Here is a 16,841-nt window from a genome sequence, read left to right on the forward strand (position 1 = left end):
CATGGCGCGCTATTTTATCGATCGGCCCATCTTTGCGTGGGTCCTCGCCATCGTCATGATGATGGCGGGACTGCTTGCCATCCGGTCGCTGCCGGTCGCGCAATTCCCCGAGATCGCGCCGCCATCGGTCATCATCGCCACCAGCTACCCGGGCGCGGACGCGCAGACGCTGGAAAGCTCGACCACGCAGATTATCGAGCAACAGCTCAAGGGCATCGATCATCTACGTTATTTTGCCTCGACCAGCGATGGCGCGGGCAATCTGAACATCACGCTGACGTTCGAGCAGGGCACCAATGCGGACATCGCGCAGGTGCAGGTGCAGAACAAGCTGGCGCAGGCGACGCCGCTCTTGCCGCAGGAGGTGCAGCAGCAAGGCCTTCGGGTAACGAAATCAACCTCAAGCTTTCTGTTGGTCGTCAGCATCTATGCCGATGACGGCATTCACGATCAGCAGGATGCAGGCGACTTTATCGCCTCGACGCTACAGGATCCGCTCAGCCGGGTGGCGGGCGTGGGCGATACCCAGTTGCTGGGCGCGCAATATGCGATGCGCGTCTGGCTCGATCCCTACAATATGGCGACGCTGGGAGTGACTACCGGCGATGTGAAAGCCGCGATCCGTGCGCAGAATGCGCAGGTTTCGGCGGGGCAGATCGGCGGTACGCCATCGCCTCAGGGTCAGGCGCTCAATGCTACCATCACCGCCCAGTCACGGCTGCGCACGCCCGAACAGTTTCGTGCGATCCGCCTGCGCAGCGGCAGCAATGGCTCGGTCGTGCTGTTGTCCGATGTCGCGCGGGTGGAACTGGGGGCGGAAAATTACAGCTTCGGCGCACGGTTCAATGGCCACCCCGCCGCCGGTTTCGGCATAAAGCTGGCGCCGGGCGCCAACGCCCTGGAAACCGTGGCGGGCGTCAAGAGCCAGATCAAGGCGCTGTCCAAGAATTTTCCAAGCTGGGCGAAATATGACTTCCCGGTCGATAATTCGACGTTCGTCAAACTGTCCGTCGAACAGGTTATCCATACCCTGGTCGAAGCGGTGTTGCTGGTCTTCGTCGTCATGTTCCTGTTCTTGCAGAACTGGCGGGCGACGCTGATCCCGACCATTGCCGTGCCGGTGGTGCTGCTCGGTTCGCTCGCCATTCTTCATGCGGCGGGTTTCACCATTAACACCCTGACCCTGTTCGGCATGGTGCTCGCGATCGGTCTGCTGGTCGATGACGCCATCGTCGTGGTGGAAAATGTCGAGCGGCTCATTCAGGATGAGGGGCTTAGTCCCAGGGACGCCGCGAAGAAATCGATGGATGAAATCAGCGGCGCGCTGATCGGCATCGGCCTCGTCCTGTCGGCGGTGTTCCTGCCCATGGCGTTCTTTGGCGGATCGACCGGCGTCATCTTCCGCCAGTTTTCGATCACCATCGTGTCATCGATGATCCTTTCGGTGCTGGTTGCCCTGATCCTGACGCCGGCCTTGTGCGCGACGATCCTCAAGCCCGCGCATCAGTCGCATGGCGAGCGGAAGGGCTTCTTCGGCTGGTTCAACCGCACCTTCGACAAGGGTGTCGTCCGCTATGGCGAGCGGGTGGAAAAGATCGAACGGCGCTGGGGCCGGACGATGATCGTCTATGGCCTGATCGCGGTTGGCATGGCTTTCATCTTCCTGCGCCTGCCGTCCGGCTTCCTGCCCGAAGAAGATCAGGGCCGCATCCTTAATCAGGTGTCGCTGCCCGCAGGCTCCACGATCGAAGAGACGCAGCGCAGCCTGCAGAAGATGCGCCACATCTATCTGACGCAGGAAAAGGAGAATGTGTCGGCATTATTCTTCATTTCGGGCTTCGGCTTCGTCGGCCAGGGTCAGAATGTGGGCATCATGTTCGTCCGCCTGAAAGACTGGAAGGAGCGCACGGGCAAGGATAATACCGCCGCTGCGATCGCCCTGCGCGTCAACAAGGCCTATCACAAGATTTCCGCGGGAACGGCGTTCGCCTTGGTGCCGCCTGCGGTGCAGGAACTGGGCAATGCATCCGGTTTCGATTTCCAGTTGCTGGATAATGGCGGTCTTGGCCATGAAAAGCTGCTGGCCGCGCGCAATCGGTTGCTGGGTATGGCTGCCGGCGACGCGCGGCTGGCGCAGGTCAGGCCCAACGGCCTTGAGGATACGGCGCAGCTCAAGCTGAATGTCGATCAGGCGGCGGCGGGCGCATTGGGTATCGCGCAGGCCGACGTCAATGACACGATCAGCACGGCGATGGGCAGCGCTTATGTGAACGATTTCCTGGACCGTAACCGGGTGAAAAAAGTGTTTGTGCAGGCCGACGCGCCGTTCCGCACGACCCCGGACTCGATCGGATTGCTGCATGTTCGCGGCAGTAGCGGCGTCATGGCCCCGCTCTCCGCCTTTTCGACCACCGAATGGACCAAGGCTCCCTCGAAGCTGGAACGTTTCAACGGCGTGCCGTCGATGAACATTCAGGGTGCGCCCGCCCCCGGCGTCAGCAGCGGCACGGCCATGCAGGCGATGGAGGAATTGGCGGCCAAGCTGCCGCCGGGGATCGGCTTTGCCTGGAGCGGCATATCCTATGAGGAACGGACGTCCGGCGGTCAGGCGCCCTATGTATATGCGCTGTCGATGCTGATCGTGTTCCTGTGCCTCGCGGCCCTGTATGAAAGCTGGTCGGTGCCGATCGCGGTGATGCTGGTGGTGCCGCTGGGCGTATTCGGGGCCGTGATCGCGGCTACGCTGGCCGGGCTTAACAACGACATCTACCTTCAGGTCGGCCTGATCACCACGATCGGCGTGTCCGCGAAAAATGCCATCCTGATCGTCGAATTTGCCGAAGAACGGATGCGCGAGGGCATGTCCGCGCCCCGAGCGGCGCTGGAGGCGGGCAAGTTGCGCCTGCGCCCGATCGTCATGACGTCCTTCGCCTTCATCTTCGGCGTATTGCCGCTGGCGACATCCACGGGTGCGGGCGCGGGCGGGCAGAATGCGATCGGCTGGGCTGTGGTCGGCGGTATGCTGTCCGCGACCGTCCTTGCGATCTTCTTCGTGCCGGTGTTCTTCACCGTGGTTAAACGGCTGTTCCGTCAGCATAAGCCGACGGAAAATGCGGAGCATGTCGATCCCTCAATCCGGCCGCAGGAGGGCTGATCTCGTGCAATATCTCGCCGGAAAAATGCTGCTCGCCACGAGTCTCGCCTTGTCGCTCGCAGCCTGCGACATGGCGCCCAAATATGTACGCCCGGCCCCGCCGGTGCCCGCCGCCAGCCCGCAGGGACCGGCCTATCCGGTTGCGGTCGATGGATCGGCGGTCAGTCCGGCGGATACGGCGTGGCAAGACTTTTTCGTCGACCCGCGCCTTGTCCGGGTGATCGATACGGCGCTCGGCAATAATCGCGACCTTCGCCTCGCGGTGGCCAATGTCGAGCAGGCGCGATCCCAATATCGCGTGCAGCGCGCCGATCTGCTGCCGACCGTCGATGGTCGCGCGGGGGGCACTTTCCAGAAATCGCCCTTCGGTGGTGCGGCTGGCGCTGCCGGGAGGATGGATATTTATTCGGCCTCGGTCGGCGTTTCGGCGTGGGAGGTCGACCTGTTCGGCCGCGTGCGCAACCTGACCAAAGCCGCGCAGGAACAATATTTCGCGTCGGTCGAAAATCGCAATGCGGCCCAGACGGCCCTGATCGCGGAGGTCGCCACGGCATGGCTGACCATGGCCGCCGATCAGGAACGGCTTCGCATCGCCCGCGATTTGGAAGGGGCATTCGGCAAGACGCTCGAACTTACCCGAGCGCGCTTCGATCGCGGGATCGCGTCGGAACTGGAGGTGCGGCAGGCGCAGACCAGCTACGATCAGGCGCGGTCCGATATCGCGCAGGCCACGACGCTGGTTGCGATGGATCAGAACGCGCTCAATCTGCTGGCGGGCACGACGATCGGAGCAGCCGACCTGCCCACCGCCCTGCCGGAGGGCGATGTAACGATCGCCAATCTGCCGGCCGACCTGCCTTCGGCACTGCTGCTGCGGCGTCCCGATATTGCTGCGGCGGAACATGATCTGCGCGCCGCCAATGCCAATATCGGCGCTGCGCGGGCCGCCTTTTTCCCCACCATTTCTCTGACCGCCGCGCTGGGGACGTTGAGTCAGGGCCTTTCGGGCCTGTTCGCGGGAGGGAGCGAAAACTGGTCGGTCGCGCCATCGGCCAGCGTGCCGATCTTCGATTTCGGACGCAATCAGGGCAATCTGCGCTTTGCCAGGGCGCGTTACGACGCGATGGTGGCGACATATGAGAAAAGCGTGCAGACCGGCTTTCGCGAAGTGGCGGACGCGCTGGCGCGTCGCGGCACGATGAGCGCGCAGCTGGAGGCGCAAAGTTCGCTCCGTTCATCCGCGCGCGTGGCCTATACATTGGCGCAGGCGCGTTTCCGGGCGGGGATCGATCCGTTCCTGACGACGCTCGATGCGCAGCGCACCCTCTATGGGGCGGAGCAAAGCCTGCTGGCCACTCGCCTGACGCGCGCGACCAATATGGTGGAGTTGTATCGGGCCATGGGCGGCGGCCTTCGTTAAGGCGATGCTTTGACAGCAAGCGCCGGGAAGCCGTGGCCCCCGATCTCCGTTATGCCGTTCCGACGATGGAAAGGATGGAAACATGGCTCTTGCCTACAAAATGTTCGCCTCGCCGGTCGGCGATTTAACGCTCATTGCGAGCGATGCGGGGCTGGTCGCGATTCTGTGGGAAAATGACGATCCAGCGCGCGTGCGGCTGGGCAGCCGGGCGGTCTCGCTCGATCATCCCGTGCTGAGTGCGGCCTGTAAACAGCTTGCCGAATATTTTGCGGGCGAACGGCGCGCTTTTGATCTGCCGCTCGATTTTCAGGGCACCGATTTTCAGCAGCAGGTCTGGGCGGCGCTGCTGGAAATCCCTTATGGTGAAACGCGCAGCTATGCACAAATAGCCAAGGTGATCGGCCGGCCGACAGCCTGCCGCGCGGTGGGTGCCGCCAATGGCCGCAATCCGATTTCGATCGTTGCGCCATGCCATCGGGTTGTCGGCGCGGACGGGCGGCTGACGGGCTTTGCGGGCGGGCTGGCGGTCAAGGAGCGATTGCTGGCGCTGGAACGAACTGCGCTTTGCCAAGCGTGATAATATCGGCGGGCGACGCTGTCTGCGCGCCGCCCGCCGACAGATCAGTCGAACTTATACGCGAAGCTCACCCCGAAAGTGGCGGGCATGCCGGTGAACCGGGTCACGGTGTCGGCGAACTTCACGACGTTGGTCCAATAATATTTATTGGTGATATTATTGCCAAAGACCCAGGCTTTCCAGCGGCCCTGGCTATCTTCGATGCCGAGCTGAGCGTTGACCAGCGTGTAGGCATCGATGTCATAGAGCGATGATGCCGCGAGCTGCGCCGTCGTTTTGCTGCGGTAGGCGATGCCGGCTCCGCCGAAAATATTCAGGGTGGATGTGATCGGTCCGCTATAGTTGGCGTCGAGGTTTACGCTCCATTTCGGCGAGAAGTTGAGCGGCAGGCCCTGCATATTCACCAGCGGCCCTTCGATACTATATCCCGTATATTCCTTGATCTTGGTGTCGATATAGACCGCCGCGCCCGACAGCGTCAGGCCCTTTACCGGACGAAGCCCGACCGACAGTTCCGCTCCATCGATGCGGGATTTGGGGATGTTGACCTGAGTCGCCACCAGCCCGAACGGGAAGCCCGTATCCTTGCGGCCGCGCTGCTGCTTGTCGGTATAATCGTAACGGAAGATCGCGCCCTCGATGGACAGGCCCTCGATCGCGTTCGACCGGAACCCCAGTTCATAGGCCTGAAGCGCTTCCTGCGAAACCGGCGTGAACGATGCATTATTACCGGCGCTGAGCGACGGGTAATTGCCCGCCTTATAGCCTTTGCTGACCCGCGCGTAGATCAGCGAGCGATCGAAAGGCTTGAGGTTGAGGTTGACGTTCCAAGGGACGTTCGACTGCTCCAGGCGATCATATTTAAAGCCCGGTAAGAGGTCGGCATTGGATGTGAGGCATCCGCCGGGTGCGATGCGCTGTGCCGCCGTCAAAGGTGGCAGCCCTCTGCCCGCGCGCAGGAAATTGGTGAAATTATTATAGCCGGCCGCCGCGTTGCCATTTCCGGCGTCGGCGCTGCATCCCGTGAAATTGCGGCTCTCATTGTTGATGCGCATGCCGCCCGAGACCGTCAGGTAATTCGTCAGCTCCGCTTCGACATTCGCGAATACGCCATAACTGCGAACGCGCTGGTGATTGATGTTGCGTGTCGTATTGATGTCCACGCCGAAAAAGTTCGAGATGACGGAAAAGTCGTCGAAATGTCCCAGTTGATAATCATCGACATTATCGCGTTGATAATTGGCGCCGACGACGAAATCGATGTTTGAGAATTTGGCCGACAGGCGGACTTCCTGCGTGAAGCTGTTCGCCCGCGATGCGAGGTCATAGGCGCCGTCAATGACATCCCTGCCGATCGCCGCCGAATAGCCGATGCCGTCGGCTTCATGCGCGGATCGGTTGCGGAATTTGGAATAGGCCGTCAGCGCGGTCAGCGTGACGTCGTCCGCAAGGTCATATTCCATGCGAAGCGAACTTTGGTAGAACCAGGCATTCTGGCCAAAATCCCTGTCCCGATCCCAATCGGCCGACCGATCGTTCTTCGCGGCGAGGGGCGCCGATGTCACGAACGGGAAGGGGGGGACGGCAGGATTGCCGGCGACGATTTTGATAAGCTGGGGCGCTTGCGTATCCGACTTGTCTTTCCAGCCGTTGAAGTTCAGCAACGCGCGGAATCGATCGCCCGGCTCCCATTCCAGCATGGCGCGACCGGCGAATTTGCGCACCTTGCCCAGCCTGTCGTCGCGGGTGAAGCTTTGCTGCCAGCCATCGCCGCGTTCGCCACGCAGCGCGATCCGGCCTTTCAGCGAATCCGTCAGCGGGCCGCTGACAAACCCTTCGAGCGACGCGGTGTTGAACCGTCCATAGCTGCCCCTGATGCCGGCCTTGAAGCTGTCCGTCGGCTTGGCGGCGATATAGTTTATCGCGCCGCCGGTGGCGTTCTGGCCATAGAGCGTGCCCTGCGGTCCCTTGACGACCTCGACCCGTTCCAGATCCAGCGCCGCGCCGCGCGTGAAGATGGGGAGGGTCAGCGGTACTTCGTCGACATAGACCGTCACGCTCGATCCGGCGCCGACGGTCGGTTCGTTCACGCCGACGCCGCGCAGGCTGTAGATCGGCGTCGCGTATCCGCTATTGCCGATTGAAAGGCCCGGCACGAGCGCCGCAAGATCATTGACGCTCGACACCTGCCGCGTCTCAAGCTGCGAACTGTCGAGGACGCTGATCGCGAGGCCAACATCCGTGAGCGCCTGCGAGCGGCGGTTGGCGGTGACGACGATCTCGGCGCTCTCATCGGCCGACGCGCTGCTGGAATTTTCTCCGTTTCCGGCTGCCGGCGTCTGTGCCAGCGCCGCATTCGATATCATCGCGGCTCCGCAAATGGACGCCATCCACTTGAATTTACCCATCTTGGTCAACTTGGTCCCCTCCTATTGAATCAGATGCCCGTCAATATCGTTTTAGTATAAGCAAACTAATTAGGTTCGACCGACTATCATTCACGCATAGCGTCGTCAAGAAACCGTTCGAATTTGCAACCTTCATGGGCTTGGGACCGGCTGACGGTGACGTAAACAACGGGAGAAACGGGCCGAAATGGTGCCAACGATGCAACACGCGTTGGAATCTGAACTGGCAAGGCTGACGCACTAAGGCAGTCGGGAACGGCTCCGGCATCGGCACCGTCTGTCGTCCGGCCATTGCGCGCGCCGTTTGATTTTCAGGTGAAGCTGTCGGCCAGTTGCGCACGCAATATAGTCTTTTGCACCTTGCCCATCCCGTTTTTGGGCAATTCATCGACGAATACGATGCGCCGGGGCTGCTTGAAACGGGCGAGTTTTTCAGTCAGCGCGGCCATCAATGCGTCGGCATCGTCAAAGCCTGCGGTCATCGGCACCACGACGCCGATGACCGCCTCGCCCAAATCGGGGTGGGGCGCGCCCACCACGGCGGATTCGCGAACTGCGCTCAGTTCGTCGAGCGCGGTTTCGACCTCGGCCGGGTAGATATTATAGCCGCCCGAAATGATGAGATCCTTGCCCCGGCCGACGATCGAAACATAGCCGCGCGCGTCGATCAGGCCCAGATCGCCCGAAATGAAATAATCGCCGCGAAATTCCGTCGCCGTTTTTTCGGGCATCCGCCAATAGCCCTGAAAGACGTTGGCACCCTGGATTTCGATCATGCCGATCTCTCCCTGCGGCAAGATCTGCCCGGACTCCGGGTCCGTGATGCGGATCGATACGCCGGGCAGGGGCAGGCCCACGGTCCCGGCAATCCGGTCGCCCTCATAGGGGTTGGATGTGTTCATATTGGTTTCGGTCATGCCATAGCGTTCCAGTATCGCGTGGCCGGTGCGATCGGAAAAGGCGCGGTGAATGTCGGCCGAAAGCGGCGCGGAACCGGATATGAACAGGCGCATATGATCGACCAGCTGCCGGTTGAAGCGATCTTCCTTCAGCAGCCGGATGTAGAAGGTCGGCACCCCCATCATCGTCGTCGCGCGCGGGAGGGCGTGCAGCACCTCTTCCACATTGAAACCGGGCAGGAAGATCATCGCTGCGCCCGACGCCAGGATGACATTGGTTGCAACGAACAGGCCGTGGGTGTGAAAGATCGGCAAGGCGTGGAGCAATATGTCGTCGCCAGTGAACCGCCAATGATCGCGCAGCGTGAAACAGTTGGACGCGAGATTGCCGTGGCTCAGCATCGCGCCTTTCGACCGGCCGGTCGTGCCGGACGTGTAAAGGATGGCGGCGAGATCCTCATCCTTCATCGCCAACGTGTCGAAGTCGACCGGGCGATCGCTCGCGACCTGGGCCAGCGTTCCCTCTCCCTCTTCGCCCAGCGATTCCACGCGTGGCACGCCGGCCGCCTGCGCGAGCGGGGCCACCGATTCCAGCCGGGCGGGATCACAGACGAACAGCGCTGGTTCGGCATCGCGCATGAAATAGTCGAGTTCGCCCGCAGTGTAGGCGGTATTGAGCGGTAGAAAGATCGCACCCGCGCGCAGGCAACCCAGATACAGGAGTAGCATGTCGATGCTTTTGGGCGCCTGCACCGCGACCCGGTCCCCCGGCTTCACGCCAAGAGCGATGAGCAAATGAGCGAACTGCGCCGAACGGCTCTGGACATCGGCATAGCTGACCATCGAGCCATCCCGCAATATGGCGAATGGGCGGGCGCGATCGCCGGGAAAGCAGGCTTCGAGACGATCGTAGAGATTGGCCATGGTGGGAACCTTATGTTCGGAATGCGTTTTGGCGAACGGGTGTTGCTTCCTTGACTGCCACCGTTCGATACCCGACGGGCAGAGCGTCCGGCGAGGGGCATGCCGCGCATTTGCTGATGCCAAACAACCTAGCTTTGTCTACGCCTGTCGCACAATAAGGATATCGTGCATTCCGGGGGCGCGTTCTGATGGATTTGTTTTTCACCTGCCTGTGGCCCGCCTCGGCGGGGCGGCGATCATGACGATCTCGGGCGTCGCCTTACTGGCGCTATGCACGCTTGCCGGGCATCTGCTGGGTGAACTGCTTGGCTTTGCATTGGGCGTGCATGCGAATGTGGGCGGCGTCGGCATCGCGATGCTGCTGCTGATCGCGACGCGCATCTGGCTGCAACGCCGCGGCCGGTTGAGCGCCGGCGTCAATCAGGGCGTGATGCTGTGGGGCTCGCTCTATATCCCCATCGTCGTCGCGATGGCGGCGCAGCAAGATGTCGTGGCCGCTGTCGAGGGCGGCCGGATGGTGTTGACGGGCGGCATTGGCGTCGTGCTGCTGTGTTTCGGCATGGTGGCTGTGATCGGACGCTTCGCGGGGCAGGGCGAGACGATGGACGAAATCGAAGCGCGCGAGCGGCAGGATGGGCAGGGTGATCCCGCCGGGGTGGCATCATGATCGCAGACATGGCGGCGCGGTTCGCCCATGTCCTGAGCGGCAACGCGCTGCTCGTCGCCTTCGCTCTGGTCGGCACGATCATGTGGTTTTCCAATTTTCTGGCGGCCAAGCTCACCAATAACCGGATCCACGGCTCCGCGATCGCGATCGTCATCGGGCTGCTGCTGGCGTTTTGGGGCGGGGTCGTCACCGGCGGGCACAAGGGCCTGGCCGATGTTCCGCTTATGTCCGGCATCGGGCTGATGGGCGGGGCGATGCTGCGCGATTTCGCGATCGTGGCGACGGCCTGCGAAGTCGATCTGGACCGTGCCCGGCGTGCGGGCCTGATCGGTGCGATCGCCCTGTTCCTCGGCACGATCCTGCCCTTCTTCTTCGGCGCGGCGTTGGCATGGGGCTTTGGCTGTCGGGACGCGGTGTCGATCTCGACCATCGGGGCGGGGGCAGTCACCTATATCGTCGGTCCGGTGACTGGTGCGGCGATCGGCGCGAGTTCGGTCGTCATTGCGCTGTCGATCGCGATCGGGGTGGTCAAGGCGATCCTCGTCATGATCCTGACCCCGATGATCGCGCCGCTCATCCGGCTGAACAGCCCGCGCACGGCGATGATATTCGGCGGCATGATGGGAACGGTGAGCGGTGTTTCCGCCGGGCTGGCGGCGACCGACCGGCGGCTGGTGCCCTATGGCGCGCTGACCGCGACATTTCATACAGGGCTGGGCTGCCTGATGGCGCCTTCGATCCTTTATTTCATCGTCCGGTTGAGCGTGGGCGCATAGGTCCGATGCTTTTGCACGGGATGCTGACGAACCGGCGTGGGCCGACCGTCACATTCTAACGCCAGGCGTGAAACACCGCGCGCCAGCGGCGATTCTTATCGCGGAAGGGCATAGCCCAACGCCGCCAGCCTCGATTATCCAGCGCAGCGGGCGTGACGGAAAATCGGGTGAAGCCGAAACGGCGGCACATTTCGCGCAGCGCCAGAATGTTGGGCGCCCAGAAATTGGTGGGGTCGCCGTCCAGTTCGAGTTCGGTGAACAGCCGCATGGCTGGCGCGGGTTCATGCCGCAGGGCGGTAACGGTTTCGATCACGAGATGGTCGGTACAAAGGGCGGCCGCCGATTGCAGGATATTATAGGGGTCGGTCACATGATAAAGAACGCCGAGCAGCAGCACCATGTCGAAGCTGCCTAGCTCGCTTGCCCGATGGTCGGGAATGTCGAGGTCGATCGAGCGGACGGCCGAACCGAAGCGCGCATGGGCATGGTCGAAACCACGCTTGTCGCCCCAGCCCTGGCCCGACCAGCAGAAATGATCGGTCGCCAGCACATCCGCCGCGCCGCGCCGTTCCGCCTCGAACGAGAAGAAGCCATCCCAGGCTCCGATGTCCAGTACGCGTTTGCCGTCCAGCCGTTCGGGGAATATCTGTTGCGCCTCATCCTGCAAGGCTTCAAGCGGCTTCACGCCTGTTACCCGCTCTCCATCGGGAAATTCGAAGGAATGGAACCAGCGATCGGGAAGTGGCGGCAGCGTCGTGGGAAGCATGAAGGTCCGTTCTGGCAAGGGCAGAAAGTGGCTCGTAAACCAGTGCAATGAGCCTCGCAATCATGGTCTTGGTTCGAGCGCTCCCTCCGGCTGAACAAAATCGCCCGCTGGACAAAATCGGCAGTAACGCTATGGGGCCTGCTCCGCAATTATGCACGGAGTGGAGTCTTTAGTCATGGGTTACAGGGTCGTCGTCGTCGGAGCCACGGGCAATGTGGGCCGCGAAATGCTGACCATTCTCGCCGAGCGCGAGTTCCCCATTGACGAGATTGCGGCGGTTGCCTCGTCGCGCTCGACCGGCCTGGACGTCGAATTTGGCGAGACCGGCAAGACGCTCAAGTGCAAGAATATCGAACATTTCGATTTCACCGGATGGGATATCGCGCTGTTCGCAGCCGGTTCCGGCCCGACGGCCGAATATGCGCCCAAGGCGGCGGCGGCGGGCTGCATCGTAATCGACAACAGCTCGCTCTACCGGATGGACCCGGACGTGCCGCTGATCGTGCCGGAAGTGAATCCGGACGCGATCGACGGCTATACGAAGAAGAACATCATCGCCAATCCGAACTGCTCGACCGCGCAGATGGTCGTGGCGCTCAAGCCGCTGCATGACGCCGCGATCATCAAGCGCGTCGTCGTCGCCACCTATCAGTCGGTGTCCGGCGCGGGCAAGGCTGGCATGGACGAACTGTTCGAACAGTCGCGCAATATCTTCGTCGGCGATCCGGCGGAAGCGAAGAAGTTCACCAAGCAGATCGCCTTCAACGTGATCCCGCATATCGACGTTTTCCTGGACGATGGTTCGACCAAGGAAGAATGGAAGATGGTGGCCGAGACCAAGAAGATTCTCGATCCCAAGATCAAGCTGACCGCGACCTGCGTGCGCGTGCCGGTGTTCGTCGGCCATAGCGAGGCGATCAACATCGAGTTCGAGAAGGAAATCTCGGCGAAGGAGGCGCAGGATATTTTGCGCGAGGCGCCCGGCATCATGCTGGTCGATAAGCGCGAGGACGGCGGCTATATCACGCCGATCGAATGCGTCGGCGACTTCGCGACCTTCATCAGCCGCGTGCGCGAGGACCCGACGGTCGACAGCGGGCTTTCGCTGTGGTGCGTGAGCGACAATCTGCGCAAGGGCGCGGCGTTGAACGCGGTGCAGATCGCGGAGCTGCTGGGCCGCCGTCATCTGAAGAAGGGCTGATCGCTCTTCTACTGGAGTTATGGAAAGGGGCGCCCTCCAGATTGGAGGTGCGCCCTTTTTCTATTCGGACAGATGAACGAGATCGGCGCGCTGCACGATCTTGGGCGACTTGAGCAGCAGGATGAGCGGCAAAGTCACCAGGCACGCGATCATCATCAACTGGAAATCGTCGATATAGGCGATCATCGCCGCCTGCCGGCTGACCTCGCCGTTCAACATGGCGAGCGCGCCCGCGCCGGTATCCCCCAGCATCTGGAGCAGCGACGGATCGAGTGGCAGGCGGGCGGCGGTCAATTGCTGGGCGAGATCGGCATGGCTGACCTGCATGTTGCGCGCGAGTTGCGACGTCGCGATCGCGATGCCGACCGATGCCCCGATATTGCGCATGAGGCTGAATATCGCCGCTCCGTCCGTGCGCAGATATTGCGGCAGGGTGGAGAAGCTCATGACGTTGAGGGGCAGTAGCACAACGCCGATACCGACCCCCTGAATGAAGCCGCTGACGATGATTGGCGTCGTTTCCATCTCCAGCGACCATCGCGTCATCTGCCATAGCGAGAAGGATGTCAGCATGAGGCCGACCAGCACCAGCGCGCGGGGGCCAAAACGGCGCATGAGCCAGCCGGTGACGCTCATGACGGCGACCGATCCCAGGCCGCGCGACATAAGGATGAGGCCGGTATCGATCACATCATAGCCATAGAGCGACTGAAGCATGGACGGCAGCAGCGCGAGGCTCGACATCATCACAACGCCGATCATGCCCATGAACAGCGATCCCGTCACCAGATTGCGATCGCCCAGCAGCCGGGGATCGAACAACGCATTTCTGTTGGTCGCCGAATGCACTGCGAACATCCAGAATGCCGCCAGCGCGATCCCGAATTCACACAAAATCTCCGCAGATTGCAGCCATTCCTTATGTTCGCCCCGGTCCAGCGCAAGCTGGAATGCGCCGATCGCGACGGCCAGCATCGCGAATCCCAGCCCGTCGAACATGCGCCGGCCCTTCGGCTTGGCGGGTAACAGGGGGATGAGAAGCGCGAGGCAGAGGATGCCGATCGGCACATTGATGTAGAACACCCATCGCCAGTCCAGACTTTCGGTCAATATCCCGCCCATCACGGGACCGATGACCGGCCCCACCATCACGACTACGCTGAAGATCGACAGCGCGCGCATATGATAGGATGGCTTGTGGATATCGAGCAGGAATGCTTGTGACAGCGGCCCGATAAAGGCCCCGGCGATGCCCTGGATCAGCCGGAACAGCACCATCTGCGTCAGATTGGCCGCGATGCCGCACAGCATGGACGCGGCCATGAAGGATGCGATGGCACAGATCATCAGTCGGCGCGCGCCGATCCGGTCGGCCAGCCAGCCCGTCAGGGGAGTGGCGATCGCCAAAGCGACGATATAGCTGGTGAGGACCCAACTGATGCTGTCCTGGCTAGCACCCAATGACGCCTGCATGTGGGGCAGTGCGACGTTCGCGATCGTCGTGTCGAGGATCTGCATCGTCGTCCCGGCCATCAGGCCGATCATCACCAGCGTTCGGCTGGCGGTTTCGAGCACGGGACGATCCGCAGGCGCGATCCCTGACGCGCCGCTCGCGCTAAGGCTGGCCACGCGACGCGATATCCACGCTAATGTCGGCGCTCAGACCCGCGATGAGGGGGCGCGGCGCTGTGCTGTCGATCGCGATCCGCACCGGGACGCGCTGCGTCACCTTGACCCAGTTGCCATTGGCGTTCTGGGCCGGGAGCAGCGAGAATTGCGATCCGGTGCCCGCGCCGATGCTATCGACATGGCCGCGCAACGTTAAGCCGGGATAAGCGTCCAGTTCGATTTTTGCCCGCTGCCCGATGGCCATATGGTCGAGCTGCGATTCCTTGAAATTCGCCTCGACCCAGCCACGCTCGTTCGTGACGATGCTGAGGACTGGCATGCCGACGACCATCATCTGGCCGACCTGAAGCCGGCTGGACTGGCTGATCCGTCCCGATGCCGGCGCGCGCACCTGCGTCCGGGCGAGGTTGAGCGCGGCGCGCGCGCGGGTAGCCTGCGCCGCCGCGGTGGCCGGATTGACGCCGGGCACCTGCGCCCCGGTCGCGAGCGCGGCGCGGGCCTTGGCGGCATTGGCGATTTTGTTGCGCACCTCCGCCCGCGCCACTTCCAGGACATTCTGGGCCTGCTGGACCCGCGCCCTGGTCGTGAATCCTTTTGCCATCAATTCATTCTGGCGACTGAAATCCTGTTGGGCGAGCGTCAGGTTGCTGCGCGCGCTGTCGATGTCCGCGCCGGTGCTTTCATAGTCGGTTCGCAATTGATCGACGCGAACCTGCGCGCCCGCGAGCGCGGCGTCCGCTTCGGCGAGCGCCACGCGATACGGTTCCGGGTCGATACGGAACAGCAGGTCGCCGGCCTTGACCATCTGATTTTCGCGCACCTGCACCGCGACGATCCGGCCGGCCACATCGCTGCCCACCGACACGATATCCTGTTTTACATAGGCGTTGTCAGTCGAAACCGAGCGGCCGCTGGTCCACCATATCCAGCCGCCTGTCACCGCGATGAGGAGGGGGACGGAAAACATCAGCGCGCGCTTGCGCCCACGCATCGGGACATCGATGGTCGCAATCCGTTCCGATGGGGCGATGCCGCTTTGAACGGGGCGATCGGCCTCAGCCATGCCGGGCCGTCGCGCTGCTGAACGCCTGGTCGTCGAGCAGATTGGTGCGCACCCGTTCCAGCATGCTGCAAAGCAGGTCTTTTTCTTCCTGGCTGAAACCGGCCAGCGCCTGACCCACGACATCCGCGCCGATATCGCGCACCGTTCCGATCAAGGGCTGTGCGTCATCGGTGACATGGAGATTCCACGCCCGGCGATCCGCGGGATTGGGGCGGCGTTCCATCAGCCCAGCCTGAACGAGTCGGTCGACCATGCGACATGTCGTGATCGGCTCTACATCCAGCCGTTCGGCAAGCTGGCCCTGATTGATGCCGGGGTGGAGATCCGTAGCCATCAATACGCGCCATTGTGCGCCGGTGACGTTGAACCGCCGCGCCGCCGCATCGAAGCGTTTGCGCATCAGCCTTGCCGCATCGGCAATGTGAAAGCCGAGATTATTGTTCATGATGCTACTTATAGTGAGCATAGTTATAAATGGCCAGCCCTTTGTCGGCGGCCGGACAGGGTGCTGCGTGCCATCGCGCGGCACGACCTCGACAAGCGGGCGGCGAGGCCATATCGGCTTGTTCCGCCAGCCAGGGGAGCGACGTCATGACCGAAGCGCAGATCGAAAAGCGAGAGATTGAGGGGCTGGGCGGCCTGCCGATCGCGGTGCACATCATGGGAGAGGGGCGCGATCTGGTCCTCATCCACGGCTATTTTTCGAACGCCTTCACCAATTGGGTTCGCTACGGACATGCTGAAAAACTGGTGACTGCGGGCTTTCGCCTCATCATGCCCGATCTGCGGGGGCATGGCGAAAGCAGCAAGCCACATGACGCTGCAGCGTATCCGCAAGATGCCCTGACCGACGACGGGCTGGCACTGATCGAACAGATGGGTCTGACCGACTATGATCTGGGTGGCTATTCTCTGGGGGCGCGCACGACGATGCGGATGCTGGCGCGAGGGGCCAGTCCCGGTAAGGTCATCCTGTCGGGCATGGGGCTGGACGGGCTGACCGTGACGCAGAGCAATGTGGGCTATTATCAGCGAGTGCTGAACAATATGGGCACGTTCGATCGCGGCACATCTGAATGGATGACCGAGGCGTTTCTGAAGACGACCAAGGGCGATCCGGTGGCGATGCTGAACATTCTCGACACCTTCTGCGATACGCCGATGGAGATCATCCAGACGCTGTCACAGCCGGTCGCGGTCATCTGCGGCGCGGACGATCGCGACAATGGCAGCGCGGTCGAACTCGCCGGCATCCTGCCCCATGGCCGCTACTACGAAATACCGGGCAACCACATGGCGGCCGTCACCAAGAAGGAACTTGGGCAGGCGATGGTGGACTTCCTCACCACCTGAGCGC

13 protein-coding genes are annotated in these 16,841 nt (G+C 62.2%); 7 read left to right on the plus strand and 6 right to left on the minus strand.

The window, feature by feature from the left end; translation table 11 throughout:
* The first annotated feature begins 1 nt into the window (after nt 1).
* The 3 genes from ACODSN_RS10640 (at nt 2) to ACODSN_RS10650 (ending at nt 5,151) form a co-directional block, all read left to right on the plus strand.
* Entirely contained in the window at nt 2-3,154 is a 3,153-nt protein-coding gene (locus ACODSN_RS10640; RefSeq protein WP_489055198.1) for an efflux RND transporter permease subunit, read from the plus strand.
* A 25-nt stretch (nt 3,155-3,179) separates the two neighbouring features.
* The gene (locus tag ACODSN_RS10645; RefSeq protein ID WP_489055262.1) at nt 3,180-4,574 is read left to right on the plus strand and encodes an efflux transporter outer membrane subunit; all 1,395 of its coding nucleotides are present in this window, start codon (nt 3,180-3,182) and stop codon (nt 4,572-4,574) included.
* A gap of 82 nt (nt 4,575-4,656) precedes the next feature.
* Nucleotides 4,657-5,151 (plus strand): methylated-DNA--[protein]-cysteine S-methyltransferase, encoded by a 495-nt coding sequence (locus ACODSN_RS10650; protein ID WP_489055200.1) that lies wholly within the window; start codon nt 4,657-4,659, stop codon nt 5,149-5,151.
* A gap of 44 nt (nt 5,152-5,195) precedes the next feature.
* Here ACODSN_RS10650 and ACODSN_RS10655 read toward each other — a convergent pair whose 3' ends face one another.
* Together ACODSN_RS10655 and ACODSN_RS10660 are read right to left on the minus strand one after the other, a co-directional pair.
* A complete protein-coding gene (locus tag ACODSN_RS10655) occupies nt 5,196-7,517 on the minus strand; it encodes a TonB-dependent receptor (RefSeq protein WP_489055202.1) in 2,322 nt (773 codons plus the stop codon).
* A 353-nt stretch (nt 7,518-7,870) separates the two neighbouring features.
* Complete coding sequence (locus ACODSN_RS10660; RefSeq protein WP_489055204.1) at nt 7,871-9,382, minus strand: malonate--CoA ligase; 1,512 nt, start codon at nt 9,380-9,382, stop codon at nt 7,871-7,873.
* Between the two features lie 238 nt (nt 9,383-9,620).
* Here ACODSN_RS10660 and madL point away from each other — a divergent pair, with 238 nt between their 5' ends.
* Both madL and madM read left to right on the plus strand, forming a co-directional pair.
* A complete protein-coding gene (gene madL, locus ACODSN_RS10665; RefSeq protein WP_489055205.1) occupies nt 9,621-10,049 on the plus strand; it encodes a malonate transporter subunit MadL in 429 nt (142 codons plus the stop codon).
* The gene (madM, locus tag ACODSN_RS10670) at nt 10,046-10,825 is read left to right on the plus strand and encodes a malonate transporter subunit MadM (RefSeq protein ID WP_489055207.1); all 780 of its coding nucleotides are present in this window, start codon (nt 10,046-10,048) and stop codon (nt 10,823-10,825) included. The genes madL and madM overlap by 4 nt, the downstream gene beginning before the upstream one ends.
* Nucleotides 10,826-10,880: 55 nt before the next feature.
* Here madM and ACODSN_RS10675 read toward each other — a convergent pair whose 3' ends face one another.
* Nucleotides 10,881-11,591, minus strand: coding sequence for a class I SAM-dependent methyltransferase (locus ACODSN_RS10675; RefSeq protein ID WP_489055209.1), 711 nt, complete (start codon nt 11,589-11,591; stop codon nt 10,881-10,883).
* A 175-nt stretch (nt 11,592-11,766) separates the two neighbouring features.
* Between ACODSN_RS10675 and ACODSN_RS10680 the strand changes: the two genes are divergently transcribed.
* Nucleotides 11,767-12,792: an aspartate-semialdehyde dehydrogenase gene (locus ACODSN_RS10680; RefSeq protein WP_489055211.1), complete on the plus strand. Its 1,026-nt coding sequence runs from the start codon at nt 11,767-11,769 to the stop codon at nt 12,790-12,792.
* A 60-nt stretch (nt 12,793-12,852) separates the two neighbouring features.
* Here the strand turns inward: ACODSN_RS10680 and ACODSN_RS10685 are convergent, their stop codons facing one another.
* The 3 genes from ACODSN_RS10685 to ACODSN_RS10695 are packed head-to-tail and all read right to left on the minus strand — an operon-like array spanning nt 12,853 to nt 15,929.
* Nucleotides 12,853-14,421 (minus strand): DHA2 family efflux MFS transporter permease subunit, encoded by a 1,569-nt coding sequence (locus ACODSN_RS10685; RefSeq protein ID WP_489055213.1) that lies wholly within the window; start codon nt 14,419-14,421, stop codon nt 12,853-12,855.
* Nucleotides 14,408-15,484, minus strand: a complete 1,077-nt coding sequence (locus ACODSN_RS10690) for an HlyD family secretion protein (protein ID WP_489055215.1) — start codon at nt 15,482-15,484, stop codon at nt 14,408-14,410. The genes ACODSN_RS10685 and ACODSN_RS10690 overlap by 14 nt, the downstream gene beginning before the upstream one ends.
* Nucleotides 15,477-15,929 carry a MarR family winged helix-turn-helix transcriptional regulator gene (locus ACODSN_RS10695; protein ID WP_489055217.1) on the minus strand — a complete coding sequence of 151 codons (453 nt, stop codon included), beginning with the start codon at nt 15,927-15,929 and terminating at the stop codon, nt 15,477-15,479. Before ACODSN_RS10695 ends, ACODSN_RS10690 begins: the two co-directional genes overlap by 8 nt.
* A 146-nt stretch (nt 15,930-16,075) precedes the next feature.
* Here ACODSN_RS10695 and ACODSN_RS10700 point away from each other — a divergent pair, with 146 nt between their 5' ends.
* Nucleotides 16,076-16,837, plus strand: a complete 762-nt coding sequence (locus tag ACODSN_RS10700) for an alpha/beta fold hydrolase (protein ID WP_489055219.1) — start codon at nt 16,076-16,078, stop codon at nt 16,835-16,837.
* Nucleotides 16,838-16,841 lie beyond the last annotated feature (4 nt).

It is taken from the genome of Sphingobium sp. FG11, assembly GCF_057809915.1.